Annotated in this window: 12 protein-coding genes; 9 read left to right on the forward strand and 3 right to left on the reverse strand. The window is 68.9% G+C overall.

Annotation, left to right across the window (positions count from 1 at the left end; translation table 11 throughout):
- The 8 genes from RSA25_RS01915 to RSA25_RS01950 form a co-directional block, all read left to right on the forward strand.
- Window positions 1–531 (forward strand): fimbrial protein (locus RSA25_RS01915; RefSeq protein WP_332807231.1); only part of this gene is annotated, 531 nt, incomplete at its 5' end.
- Window position 532: 1 nt separating this feature from the next.
- Entirely contained in the window at window positions 533–1,027 is a 495-nt protein-coding gene (locus RSA25_RS01920) for a fimbrial protein (RefSeq protein ID WP_332807232.1), read from the forward strand.
- A gap of 9 nt (window positions 1,028–1,036) precedes the next feature.
- Window positions 1,037–1,516: a fimbrial protein gene (locus RSA25_RS01925; RefSeq protein WP_332807233.1), complete on the forward strand. Its 480-nt coding sequence runs from the start codon at window positions 1,037–1,039 to the stop codon at window positions 1,514–1,516.
- Window positions 1,517–1,524: 8 nt separating this feature from the next.
- Complete coding sequence (locus RSA25_RS01930) at window positions 1,525–2,013, forward strand: fimbrial protein (protein WP_332807234.1); 489 nt, start codon at window positions 1,525–1,527, stop codon at window positions 2,011–2,013.
- Between the two features lie 163 nt (window positions 2,014–2,176).
- Window positions 2,177–2,947 (forward strand): ESPR domain-containing protein, encoded by a 771-nt coding sequence (locus RSA25_RS01935; protein WP_332807235.1) that lies wholly within the window; start codon window positions 2,177–2,179, stop codon window positions 2,945–2,947.
- On the forward strand, window positions 2,835–5,480 hold the full coding sequence (locus tag RSA25_RS01940; RefSeq protein WP_332807236.1) for a YadA-like family protein: 2,646 nt from the start codon (window positions 2,835–2,837) through the stop codon (window positions 5,478–5,480). The genes RSA25_RS01935 and RSA25_RS01940 overlap by 113 nt, the downstream gene beginning before the upstream one ends.
- A 415-nt stretch (window positions 5,481–5,895) precedes the next feature.
- Complete coding sequence (locus RSA25_RS01945; RefSeq protein ID WP_332807237.1) at window positions 5,896–8,898, forward strand: YadA-like family protein; 3,003 nt, start codon at window positions 5,896–5,898, stop codon at window positions 8,896–8,898.
- Window positions 8,899–8,992: 94 nt separating this feature from the next.
- On the forward strand, window positions 8,993–10,387 hold the full coding sequence (locus RSA25_RS01950) for a DUF389 domain-containing protein (protein WP_332807238.1): 1,395 nt from the start codon (window positions 8,993–8,995) through the stop codon (window positions 10,385–10,387).
- Between the two features lie 91 nt (window positions 10,388–10,478).
- Here the strand turns inward: RSA25_RS01950 and RSA25_RS01955 are convergent, their stop codons facing one another.
- Entirely contained in the window at window positions 10,479–10,757 is a 279-nt protein-coding gene (locus tag RSA25_RS01955; protein WP_332807239.1) for a hypothetical protein, read from the reverse strand.
- Between the two features lie 215 nt (window positions 10,758–10,972).
- On the opposite strand from RSA25_RS01955, the gene RSA25_RS01960 reads away from it, so the two are divergent.
- A complete protein-coding gene (locus tag RSA25_RS01960) occupies window positions 10,973–11,116 on the forward strand; it encodes a hypothetical protein (protein WP_332807240.1) in 144 nt (47 codons plus the stop codon).
- 255 nt (window positions 11,117–11,371) lie between these two features.
- Here the strand turns inward: RSA25_RS01960 and RSA25_RS01965 are convergent, their stop codons facing one another.
- Both RSA25_RS01965 and RSA25_RS01970 read right to left on the reverse strand, forming a co-directional pair.
- A complete protein-coding gene (locus RSA25_RS01965; RefSeq protein ID WP_332807241.1) occupies window positions 11,372–11,662 on the reverse strand; it encodes a DUF3653 domain-containing protein in 291 nt (96 codons plus the stop codon).
- Window positions 11,659–12,150 (reverse strand): DUF3693 domain-containing protein, encoded by a 492-nt coding sequence (locus tag RSA25_RS01970; protein WP_332807242.1) that lies wholly within the window; start codon window positions 12,148–12,150, stop codon window positions 11,659–11,661. Before RSA25_RS01970 ends, RSA25_RS01965 begins: the two co-directional genes overlap by 4 nt.
- Between the last annotated feature and the right edge of the window lie 166 nt (window positions 12,151–12,316).

A 12,316-nucleotide genomic window follows, 5' to 3' on the forward strand; every position in this document is an offset into this window, starting at 1 on the left:
CTGCTGTGGAGCGGGCGCGTACAGGGCAGCCTGAACATTGTTTCGCGCACGTGCAGCGCCAGCGATGTGCCGGTGGACATGGGCATCCACCAGATGAGCGAGATTCCCACGGTGGGCACCGCCACCGGCTGGGTCGACGTGGCCGTGGTCCTGCGCAACTGCCCCGCGTTCTTCGGTCGCTACCGCGGCCACCTGACCACCGGCACGGTACAGACCGCCAACGGGCGGGTGGACAACCGTATCCGTTACCGCGTTGACCCGGTCACCGCCGTGGCCGACCGCACCCGCTCGGTCATGGCCCTGCAGGACGACGGCATCAACATGACCGCAACCGGCATCGGCATCCAGATCGGAACGCAGGCCGACGACTCGGTGGGCTTCAACGCCATGCGCGATGCCGGCCTGAACCTGACCGAGGTTAACAACGCGCAGTACACGATCATGTTGCGGGCACGCTATTACCGGCTGGCCGCGGCCGCATCCTCCGGGCAGGCCAATGGCGCGGCCACCATCACCCTGGAGTACAACTGAGATGCGTGTCGTGCTGTTGCTGGCTGCGCTCAACCTGCTGCTGCCATTGACATCGCAGGCGGCCGACCTGACCTTGCGTTTCACCGGCCGCTTCCAGCCGGGCACCTGCCAGATCAGCGTCGCCGATGTCGACGTGGGCACCTTCGATGCGCCTTATTTCACCGCCAACCCGCAGTCGCCGGCGGTCGGCTTCACCTTGAGCCGCAGCGGCTGCGGCAGCGACCTGCGGGTTCTGCACATCCGCATGGCCGGTGCTGCCGACGGCAGCGACCCACGCTACTTCGCCATCCCCGCTGCCGGCGGTGTACGCGGGCTGGCGGTGTGGCTGTACACCCCGGCCCAGCAGACGCTGGCCCCCAACCAGGCCGGGTTCGACTGGCTCACCAGCGGAACGCCCGCAGCTGGCCACCTGCTGTACGCACGCCTGGTCCGCACCGGCACGGTCTCGGCCGGCACCCTCCGCGCGCCGGTCACCGTGCAGGTTACCTACAACTGAGACCCCCCCATGCATTCCATTGCACGCTTGCTGCTGTTGTCCTTGGCGGTGGCCCCCGCCTATGCCCAGGACACCCAGCCGTTCACCGTATCCGGCGAGATCCTGCCGGGTGCATGCCGCGTTGCCTTTCCAGACGTGGACCTGGGTTCGCATCAGGCGAACCTGTTCACCGGCAGCTACGGTACCGCCTACATCGACTTCAGCGGCACCGTCAGCGACTGCGATCCCTTGGTGCGCCGGGTGACCATGGCCTTTGACGGAAGCGCCGATACCGACAACGGAGCGCTCTTCCAGGGCGTGCCAGGCGTAGGCGTGGAGCTTGTGCGCGTAGTCGGCTCGTTGAACGTGCCGCTCCCGCCTGGAAGCAGTACCCACTACGCCTCCGCCGAAGGCACGTATCCGTTCCGTGCGCGCCTGCTGCAATCGGCCACCCCGGTCGCCGCCGGGCGCATCCAGCGCCCGATCACGGTGTCCCTGACCTATAACTGAGAATGTCCATGCACCTGTCGATCCCCGGCCTTGCGCTGGCCGCGATTTTCCTGATGCCCCCCACCGCATCGGCACAGACCACGACCACGACCAACTTCAACGTCACCGGCACCATCCTGCCTGGCGTGTGCCGCATTGCCGTCGCCGACGTGGACCTGGGCACCTACCAGGCCACCCAGTTCACCGGCGCCTTCACCACGCCCTTCCAGGCGGTCTCGGTGGTGGTCAGCCAGTGCGACCCGCTGGTGAGCCGGGTCGGCCTGCGCTTTGCCGGCACTGCCGACGGCGCCGATGCGACGCTGTTCCAGGGCGTGGCCGGGATCGGCATCGAACTGCAGCGGACCGCCACCGGCACCCGACTGGCGCCCGGCGGCCTGGCCCAGATGACCACGGCCGCCGGCACCCACGCCTTTCGCGTGCGCTTCGTGCAGAGCGCGGCCACGGTGGCCGCCGGCACCGTCAACCGGCCGATCACGGTCTCGATGACCTACAACTGAGTCAGGCGCATGAACGGCGGGCATTTCGCCGCCATCCCAGATGCCATTTAGGCCCGGTCCGATTCGGCACGGGGCCACTGCTTTCTAGCATTTGTCCGTAGACGCGGCATCGGCCGCCTTCGACCCGCCCGACAAAGCAGGCACATCGCCTACGGAGAGAATCATGAACAGCATTTACCGGATTGTGTGGAACGCGGCCATCGGCAAGTGGGTGGTCGCTTCGGAACTGGCCACCGGCCGCACCAAGCAGGGTTGCCGCCGCGCTGCCCGCGGCCTGGCCGCCGCTGGCCTGCTGATGTTGGCCCTGCCGCTGTGGGCGGCCGACGCCGAACCGGCGCGTTGTGAGCTCCCCACCGACCAGACGGGCGTGCGCGATGCGCAGGGCCGTTGCGTGGCCATCGATGCCGACGCAAACGTCGACACCGCCCCCCTGGCCCGCACCATCGGGGTGCAGGCTGCGGTGGATGACCAGTACGTCAAGGTGAATGGCTCGGGCACCGCTGCCACGGCCGCCGGGATCGGCGCCATTGCCATCGGCAACAATGCACGCGCCCTGGCCGATGCGGACGGCAATGCCGACAATGCCATCGCCCTGGGGCGCCAACGCGACCACCCAGGGCAACAACGCGGTGGCCATCGGCATGGGGGCCAGCGCCAGCAGCCAGAACGCGCAGGGCGCGGCCGGGTCGCTGGCGGTCGGCGCCAACGCCAGCGCCGCGGGCTGGAACAGCGTGGCCGTGGGCTACAACGCCAGCGCAAGCGGCGACGGTGCGAGCGCCGTCGGACGGGCTGCCCGCAGCACTGCGCGAGAGGGTGTGGCGATGGGCGACAATGCCAACGCCAGTGGCGAAGGCGCCATCGCCCTCGGCGGCTCCTCCCAGGCTACCGCCGCAGGTTCGGTGGCGATCGGCCGCACGGCGGTTGCCAGCCGTGAAAACACCGTCTCGGTCGGCAGCAGCACCCTGCGCCGCCAGGTCGTCAACGTTGCCGCCGGCACCCAGGCCAACGATGCGGTGATCGTCCAGCAGTTGCGCGCTGGCGTGCAGGCGCTGGGCGGCGGCGCCGACGTGGCTGCCGATGGCAGCATCACCGCGCCCAGCTACGTGCTGGCCCATGGCGGCACCCACACCACCGTGGGCGGGGCGCTGGAAGCGCTGGACGATGGCTTGACCAGCACCACCACCACCCTGAACCAGTTGAGCACCTCGCTGGACAACGGCACCGTGGGCCTGGTGCAGCAGGCCGCGCCGGGTTCCGACCTCACCGTGGGTGCCAGCACCGACGGTGCTGCCGTGACCTTCACCGGCACGACCGGCGCCCGGCGCCTGACCGGGGTCGCCGATGCCACCGCGGCTGACGAAGCGGTGACGCTGGGCCAGCTGCAGGCCGCGTCGGCCTCCATGGCCGATGCGCTGGGCGGCGGCAGCAGTGCCGATGCGCAGGGCCGCATCAGCGCGCCCAGCTACACCGTGGGCGGCAGCCAGCATGCCAACGTGGGCGACGCACTGACCGCACTGGACGGTCGCCTTGGCAGCACCGGCCAGGGCCTGGCCGACCTGCGCGATGCCCTGGAAGAAGGCAGCCGCTATTTCAAGGCCGACGGCGCCGGGACCGGCGACGACGCCGCGGCGACCGGGCAGGGCAGCGTCGCGGTGGGCGCCAGTGCCGCCGCGAACGTCCGCCATGGGGTGGCCATCGGCCAGGGCGCGCGGGCGAGCACCGGCGCAGGGGCGATCGCGCTGGGTGCCAACGCCCGCGCCAGCGGCGAAAACTCGGTCGCATTGGGCACCGACGCCGAAGCAGACCGCGACAATGTCGTGTCCGTCGGCTGGGGCATGGGCGGCAACGGCACCCGCCAGGTCGTCAACGTGGCCAACGGCACCGAGGCCACCGACGCGATCACGGTGCAGCAGCTGCGCCCCGTGATCGATGGCCTGGGCGGCGGGGCGGCCCACAATGCACTGACCGGTGTCGTGACCGGTCCGCAGTACAACGTGCAGGGCCAGACGTTCGACAACGTGGGCGACGCACTGTCCTCGGTGGATGGCGGCCTGACCGTGATCGATGGCCGGGTGACCCGCAACGAAGGCGATATCACCCAGCTGCGCCAGGACCTGGTGGAACTGGGCAATGGCGAAGCCGGCCTGGTCCGGCAGTCCGCCGCAGACGCCGCCATCACCATCGGTGCAGGCACCGGCGGGACCGTGGTGGACCTGGCCGGCACCGATGGCCCGCGCCAGCTCAAGGGCGTGGCCGCCGGCAGCAGCGCCAGCGATGCAGTCAACCTGGGCCAGCTGACCTCGGCCGTTGATGACCTGCGCGCCACCGGCAACCGCTACGTGCGCGTGGACGGTGCCGGTGATGGCAGTGACGATGCGCGGGCAAGTGGCCGGGGCGCGACGGCCGTCGGTGCCTCCGCGCAGGCCGATGGGGCGTCCAGCGTGGCGCTGGGCAAGGATGCGGTCGCGCTGGGTGACAACAGTGTGGCGCTGGGCGCTGGCGCCATCGCCGAGCGTGCCAACAGCGTCTCGGTGGGTGCAGCCGGTGCCGAGCGCCAGATCACCCATGTGGCCGACGGCAGTGAAGACACCGATGCGGTGAACCTGCGCCAGCTGAAGGCCGCAGGTCTGGTCGGCGACGGTGGCCAGATGCTCGATGCCGTGACCTACGATGCGGGAAGCCAGCGCGCCCAAGTCACCTTCGCCGGTGCCCAGGGCACGGTGCTGTCAAACGTGGCCGATGGTCGCGTGGGCGCCGGCAGCCGTGAGGCCGTGAACGGGGGCCAGCTGGCCGCCCTGCGTGACCAGTTGCAGGGCCGCATCAGCGACCTGGACGGCCGTGTGGGCGCGCTGGAAGCGGGCGATGCCGGCGGTGGCAATGGCGGCAATCCGCCTTACTACGGTGCCAATCCGCAGCCGGGCGACCAGACCGGGGACAACCCGGCCCAGGCAATCGGCCAGGGCAGCGTGGCGGCCGGTGCTGGCGCACAGGCTGTGGCGGACGACAGCGTTGCGCTGGGCGCCGGCTCGGTGGCCGATCGCCAAAACAGCGTTTCGGTCGGCCGGGAAGGGGGCGAGCGCCAGATCACCAACGTGGCCGCTGGCGTGCAGGCGACCGATGCCGTCAATGTCGGCCAGCTCCAGCAGGGCGTGCACGACGCCAACGCTTATGCCGATGATCGGGTACAGGATGCCTGGACCGGGATGGAGCGGCGCCTGGACCAGGTCAACCGCCAGGCCAACCGGGGCATCGCCGCGGCGGCAGCATTGGCGCCGATGACCCCGTACCTGCCCGGCAAGACCACCATCAACGCCAACCTCGCCAACTACCGCAGCGAAACGGCGATGGGCGTCGGCGTGTCGCGCTGGACCGACAACGGCCGCGTGAACGTCAACGGCGGCGCCTCGATGGCGCGTGGCGACACGCCGATCTTCCGCATGGGCGTCGGCGTGGTGCTGGGCGACTGAGCCTGGGCCCCGGGCGCGGCGAACCCGCCGCGCCCGCCAGCAAGTAACTGAATACCCAACCATTTCACGGGTGTAGCCGGACGCGCTTTAAGCCGCGTCCGATACGCCACCGGGGGGCGCTTGCCTAGCATCCAGGTATGGCGGGAGCGACCTGCCGCACCCCCCAACCGGGCGTCCGCGCCCTCGGAGAACGACCATGAACTGCATCTATCGCGTTGTCTGGAACGTGGCTACCGGTACGTGGGTAGTCGCATCCGAACTGGCCAGCGGCCGTCGCCGTCGTGCGGGTGCCGCCGTAGCCGCCGTGCTCCTGGCCGTGGTTGCGCCAACCGCGCTCGCCCATGAGATCCAGGAGGCGCTCTGCAGCGCCCCGTACGAACTTATCGACGGGGCGTGCGTTGCACCGCGCGGCGCCATGCCGCAGGCCACTACCAGTGACGGCCTGCTGGTGGTCAACGCCGGCAGCAATGCCAGCGCTGCCAGCGTCAACGGCATCAACATGATCGCCATCGGCAGCAACGCCGTTGCGCGCCCTGCCAGCAATGGCGCCAACAACAGCGCCGTCGCGCTCGGCAGCAACGCGGTTGCCGCGGGCTCGTATGCGGTTTCGATCGGTTACGGCGCAGCCGCCGACAGCCAGAACGGCTCGGGCACCAGCGGCGCGACCTCCCTGGGCGCCAGCACCCGCAGCACGTGGAATGCCACCGCGATCGGTTTCCAGGCCAATGGCAGCGGCACCGTGGTGACTGCCCTGGGCGCGGCGGCCGCGGCCACCGGTGAGCGCGGCATCGCCCTGGGGCGCGCGGCGACTGCCACGGGCCAGTACACCGCGGCGATCGGTGCAGGCGCCCGTGCCACGCATGCCAACAGTGTGGCCATCGGGGCCGGCTCGGCCAGCCGCGGCAATGCCACCGTGGCGATGGGTTCGACGACCCTGCGCCGTGGCATCGCGCAACTGGCTGACGGCAGCCAGGTCAATGACGTGGTCAACCTGCAGCAGCTGCAGGGCCTGCTGCAGGCGACCGGCGGCAGCGTGTCGCCCGACGGCAGCGTGGTGGCGCCGCACTTCACCCTTGCGCAGGGGGGCACCCATACCACGATCGGCAGCGCGCTCAGCGCCCTTGATGACGGCGTCTCCTCCCTCGACGTGACGGTGAACGACCTGCATACCCGGATCCGCCAGGGCACCCTGGGCGTGGTGCAGCAGACCATGCCCGGCGCCGACCTCGCCGTCGGTGCTGATCGCGATGGCAGCGCTGTTGGTTTCGCCGGTACCACCGGCGCCCGGCGTCTGACCGGCGTGGCCGATGCGGTTGCCGACGACCAGGCCATCAACAAGGCCCAGGCCGATACCCGTGTGGCCAGCGCAGCCGCTGCGCTGGGCGCAGGTGCCGGCGTGGCGGCAGACGGCACGTTGCGCGCACCGGAGTTCCACGTGGTCGGCACCACCGTGCATACCGTCGGCGACGCACTGCAAGCGCTGGAGACGCAGGATGGCGCGCAGCGCGCCGACCTGGTCGATCTGGGCAGCGCCGTGGGCGTGGCCCAGCGCTATTTCCAGGCGAACGCGGGCGTCATCGACGCGCGCGCAAGCGCTGGTGGCACCGGCAGCGCCGCACTGGGCAGCGGGGCCGAAGCGGGTGGCCAGCAGTCGCTGGCGCTGGGTGCCGACGCCCGTGCGACCGGGCAGAATGGCGTCGCCCTTGGCGCCGGCGCGCAGGCCAGTGGCCTGGGTGCAGTGGCACTGGGCGCCGGTTCGGTCGCTGATCGGGACCAGGTCGTCTCGCTGGGCGGCGGCGCGGTCGGCATGCGCCAGCTGGTCAACGTGGCCAACGGCACCGACGCCACCGATGTGGTCAACCGCCAGCAGTTGCAGGCCGTGGTGGCCGCGCTGGGCGGCGGCGCGCAGATCGATGTCGCCACCGGCAACGTCACCGGCCCGACCTATGTCGTGCAGGGCGGGCGCTACGACAATGCAGGGGCTGCGCTGGGCGCGGTGGACGGGCAGTTGCAGGCCCTGGACCTGCGCATCACCGATCACGAAGACGACATCCTGGACATCCAGGGCCAGGTCGATGCCTGGAACGGTGGCGACGCGGGACTGGTCCGCCAGGACGCCACCAGCGGCCGCATCACGGTGGCCGCGGACCGCGCCGGCAGCGTGGTCGACCTGACCGGCACCGCGGGCGCGCGCCAGGTGAAGGGGTTGGCCGCTGCCACCGACGCCACCGATGCGGTGACGCTGGCACAGCTGCAGGACGGTCTGTCGGCCGCGCAGCCCGAAGACAGCCGCTACCTCAAAGTGGACGGGCGCGGTGACGGCAGCGACGATGCCTCGATCAATGCCGCCGGCGCGCTGGCCGTCGGTGCCTCGGCACGAGCCGACGGCGCGGGCGCCATCGCGCTGGGGCAGGGCGCCCAAGCCACCGCCGAGAGCGCCGTTGCGCTGGGCGCTGGCAGCGTCGCCGACCGCGCCAACGCGGTGTCGATCGGGCGTGCTGGTGCCGAGCGCCAGATCACCCACGTGGCCGACGCCAGCGCCGATACCGATGCCGTCAACCTGCGCCAGCTGAAGTCGGCCGGGCTGGTCGGCGAGGACGGGCAGGTGAACGAAACGGTCGGCTACGTGGCCGGCAGCAACCGCTCGCAGGTCGCCTTCGCGGGGACCGCCGGCACCGTGCTGGCGAACGTGGCCGACGGCCGCGTGCAGCGGGGCAGCCGCGAGGCGGTCAATGGCGGCCAGCTGGCGGTGATCGGCGACCGCATCGGGCGTGAGCTGGACGGCTTGCAGGATCGTGTCACCCTGCTGGACGGGCAGCCGGCAGACGCCGCCCCGGCCGACATGCCGTACTACGGCGCCACCGGCAACGACGCGTTGGTGGCCGATGGCGCGCCGGCCGTGGCCGACGGGCAGGGCGCGGTAGCCGCCGGCTCGGGCGCGCAGGGCCGTGCGGACAACAGCGTGGCGCTTGGCTCGGATGCCATCGCCGATCGTGCCGACAGCGTGTCGGTCGGGCATGCCGGCAGCGAGCGGCAGATCGCCCATGTGGCGGCCGGCAGCGCCGATACCGACGCGGTCAACGTCGCACAGCTGCAGGAGCAGATGGCATCGGTGAACCGCTATACCGACCAGCGCGTGGAGGCGATGGAGCAGGCCATGGGCGTTCAGACATCGCACATGTCCCGGCAGATCAACCGCGGCATCGCGGCCTCCGCCGCGCTGGTGCAGGTCACGCCCAACCTGCCGGGCAAGGTCACGCTGAACTTCGGCACGGCCACCTATCGCGGCGAGTCGGCCCTGGCGCTGGGGCTGTCGCGCTGGAGCCGTGATGGCCGCTACAACCTCAACGGCGGGGTATCGGTTGCCCGCGGTGACCAGCCGCTGCTGAGCGTGGGCTTCGGCATGGCGTTCGATTGATGGGCCCAAGGCAGCAGCGTGCAATCCCGCGCTGCTTTTGTCTCCCATCGACCGCCGCCGCACTCCCCAGGACAGAACACCCCAGGACAGAACAATGAATGCCCTTAGATCTCTATTGTCCGTGCCATTGGTGAAGGGGTTCCAGCTCTGGCGCCAATGGCGCTCGCTGCTTTTCACATCGATCGACCACCAGGTGGTCATGTCCAACGTAAGCGAAGCGGGGGGGCTGACCCCACGCTTCGCCTTCATGGCCGTAATGTCGTGTGGGATTGCCATCCTCGGCCTCATCCAGTCATCCGGCGCGGTGGTGATTGGCGCGATGCTGATTTCACCGCTGATGGGCCCGATCGTGCAGCTGGGATTCTCGCTGTGCGTCGTCGACTTCAGGATGATGGGCCGTGCACTTCTGGCACTGCTGGCGGGGCTGGTGCTGGCCCTGGGAACGGCCATGTGCATCGTATGGCTTTCGCCGCTACGCGACGCGACCAGCGAAATCCTGGCGCGGACGCAGCCCACGTTGTTCGATCTTCTCGTTGCCCTGCTGTCCGGGCTGGCAGGCGGCTATGCAGTAATCACGCGCAAGGGCGAGACCATCGTGGGCGTCGCCATCGCAACTGCCCTGATGCCTCCTCTGGCGGTGGTCGCCTTCGGACTGGCGATCGGCGACAGGGCAATCGCCAGCGGGGCGCTGTTTCTGTTCATGACCAATCTGCTGGCCATTGCCTTGAGCGTGACGCTGATTGCCAAGTGGTATGGTTTCGGGATGGAGAACTCTCCACGCCACACCGCCTGGCAGGCCGTGGTCATCGCCTCGACATTCATCCTGCTGGCGATTCCGCTGGGCCTTGCGCTGCGCGACATCGGTGAACAGACATGGACGGCAAACCAGACTCGCGCCGTGGTATCTACCTACCTCGCTTCCCACAGTGCATCGATTGATCAGATGTCCGTGGTGCGCTCCGGCGACGGCTACGCGGTCGACCTGGTGGCGATGGTGCCAACCTACATCACCGAGGCGCAGCGTGAGCTGTCGGGGCGATTGGAGGCCCGCCTGCCAAAGCCTGTATCCATCCGCATCCGGCAAACGCTGGAGGCCAACGAGGACGGGCGACGCAATCGCGTTGATCTCGATGGACTGCGCCTGGCGGTCAACCTGCTGTCCACCCAGACCGGCGAGCTGCGCAGCGAGCTGGATAGTCTGGCCGTAGCGCGCGTACACGATCTGCTGGATGGCATTCCCGCGCGGGTTGCCGCTGACACGGCCCACCGCCGCATGATTGCCGAACTTCCACATTCGATGCCTGACGAGGAGGTCGCCAGGGTGCGAGAGCGACTGCATGCTGTCGTGGCAGGCTGGAGCATCGATGTCGTGGTTCTCCCGTCTCCCGAGCCGTCTGCACCGCCCCCGCCAACCGCATTGTTGCCGGAATCGACAGCGGCGCAATCCGTCGATGCCGGCGGCCCGGGCAGGCAGCGCGGGCGCCGGTAGCTGCCCACGCAAGCGGCCAAGGACCGCTGCGTTGCGGCTGCGTCGTCAGGAAGATGGACCTACCGTGGATGGCATGGGATACGGGCCTGGATCAGCCCGGCAACTCGCACTGCATCTTGCCGTCCACGTAATACGGCTTGGGCACGTTCGGATTCTCGCTGGTCTTCTCGAACACCACCTCGAACGAATCGGCGTTAGGCGAGCCCTTGCGGTCGGTGCACGCGTCCTGCAGTTTCTTCTTGACCGCGGTGATGCCGGCGTCCCGGTTGGCGCCGTCGGCGCTGTTGGTCAGGTTGACCGTTTCGGCCGAGGCCAACGGGCTGAGGGCGAGCAGGCAGCCGGTGAGCATCAGGGTGTGCAGCTTGGTCATGTGGTTGCGCCTCGAGGCGGTTCAATGAGGGCTTGAGCATAATGCGAGGCCGTTAACGTCACGTAATCGTGTCCTGCGAAATCTGACATTGCACTGAATCGAGGCCGCTGCCGCAGGCACTTCTGCGAGTCTCCGACGGGCGATAAAAACGCTTACGGTGGAGGGCAACTTCCACGCCAACAACGGCCTGTTGGCAATGAACACCTCGCTGGGCGATGACGAACAACTTGGACCTGCACGAGCGGGTGGGTGAGCCGAACCTCGCCCAGCGCCAGCGCGGCGATGGCAACCTGGCCAGTGCCTGGGCACGCATCACCGCGTCAATGACCAACTGGCGGGGCAGGGGCGTCGCAACGTGATGCAGGCGGGCAGCGATCTTACCTTCTGGGGCGGCCAGATGGCCGTCAGCGGCCAGGCCACCCACCGCATCACCTCTGACCTCACCGGCTATGGGGCTGAGGGCCTCGTGGATGGACGTGCGCTGGGTGTCTACGACACTTGGATGCAGGATGCCGAGGACGATGGTGGCCTCTACATCGATTTGCCTGCAGACCCGAGTCGGCGCACGCCTGTATGGTTACTCGACTGCCGCCACGAGCAACCACGAGCAGCCGTTACGAGGCCAAGGCAGGCGCGCAGCTTCTGACGCACTCGCGCGGGTATACGACGCTGGAATCCAACGTGGCGCACCGCTTTCCGGCCGCCAGCGAACGAGCCTGCCGTGGCCGGGCTTCCTCCATCATCAGCCTCCATTCGCGGGCGATGTTGCAGGTCAGCGACCACCAGGTCATGTCGCAGGGCTCGAGGCTGTGACCCTCGGGGGTGAACCTGTGGCCTCCCTCAAAGCCGAAACCGGCCCAGGGGCCGGTCAGGTCTATACGTTCGTGCGGGTCCATCTCGCTCATGCTTGGATCTCGTCCTTGTTGGGGGACGAGTAGGGAAGCAAGAGCCGATCCAGAGTTTGATCCAGCGCCAGCCGGAGCCTACAAACCGCGCCAGACGGGCCAGACGGGCCATTACGGCATTTCGCATAATGTATAGAGGGTGCCGCATCAAAGCCGCCCACGGCCGCCTGTACGTCGCGAGGCGAGGCGAGGCCGACCCCCAGCGCTAGGGCCATGGCGACCGATGCCAACTTCTGCGCAATTCTCTTCCAAGCCGCTTTCTCGGCCTCCGAATTACTGCGCTCGGCCATAACCAGAGCCGACCACGTTTCCGGGCTGTCACCGATCTCCAACGCCATCTGCTCGATGTACTGGATTTCCGCGTTTTTCCCTTGTTTCCAGCTAGAAACCGTCGCGCGGGTCACGCCCAAAGCGATGGCGCCAGCGTTGTCGCTCTGGATCTTCTTGACGTGTTTCCAGCGGCAGAAAAGGTCGTAGCTCTGGCTCATGTAAGCACCCGGTTGACACAGTGTCAGCACCCAGCATACATTCGCGCCCTGATGTCAGCACACTGCTGACATCGCCCGCCAGCCGCTCCCCTAGGGCGCTGGCGGGGTTCCTAGGGGCTAGGGATGGGGTAGGGCGGATGGATCCTCTCGTGTTCGTGGTGCCGGT

The sequence above is a fragment of the Stenotrophomonas sp. genome (assembly GCF_036662295.1).
Taxonomy (GTDB): domain Bacteria; phylum Pseudomonadota; class Gammaproteobacteria; order Xanthomonadales; family Xanthomonadaceae; genus Stenotrophomonas.

Excerpts from the sequence above, each read along its gene's own strand:
- RSA25_RS01920 (WP_332807232.1), top strand. The coding sequence starts at position 533 with ATGCGTGTCGTGCTGTTGCTGGCTGCGCTCAACCTGCTGCTGCCATTG.
- RSA25_RS01925 (WP_332807233.1), top strand. The coding sequence starts at position 1,037 with ATGCATTCCATTGCACGCTTGCTGCTGTTGTCCTTGGCGGTGGCCCCC.
- RSA25_RS01930 (WP_332807234.1), top strand. The coding sequence starts at position 1,525 with ATGCACCTGTCGATCCCCGGCCTTGCGCTGGCCGCGATTTTCCTGATG.
- RSA25_RS01935 (WP_332807235.1), top strand. The coding sequence starts at position 2,177 with ATGAACAGCATTTACCGGATTGTGTGGAACGCGGCCATCGGCAAGTGG.
- RSA25_RS01940 (WP_332807236.1), top strand. The coding sequence starts at position 2,835 with ATGGGCGACAATGCCAACGCCAGTGGCGAAGGCGCCATCGCCCTCGGC.
- RSA25_RS01945 (WP_332807237.1), top strand. The coding sequence starts at position 5,896 with ATGCCGCAGGCCACTACCAGTGACGGCCTGCTGGTGGTCAACGCCGGC.
- RSA25_RS01950 (WP_332807238.1), top strand. The coding sequence starts at position 8,993 with ATGAATGCCCTTAGATCTCTATTGTCCGTGCCATTGGTGAAGGGGTTC.
- RSA25_RS01955 (WP_332807239.1), bottom strand. The coding sequence starts at position 10,757 with ATGACCAAGCTGCACACCCTGATGCTCACCGGCTGCCTGCTCGCCCTC.
- RSA25_RS01960 (WP_332807240.1), top strand. The coding sequence starts at position 10,973 with ATGACGAACAACTTGGACCTGCACGAGCGGGTGGGTGAGCCGAACCTC.
- RSA25_RS01965 (WP_332807241.1), bottom strand. The coding sequence starts at position 11,662 with ATGAGCGAGATGGACCCGCACGAACGTATAGACCTGACCGGCCCCTGG.
- RSA25_RS01970 (WP_332807242.1), bottom strand. The coding sequence starts at position 12,150 with ATGAGCCAGAGCTACGACCTTTTCTGCCGCTGGAAACACGTCAAGAAG.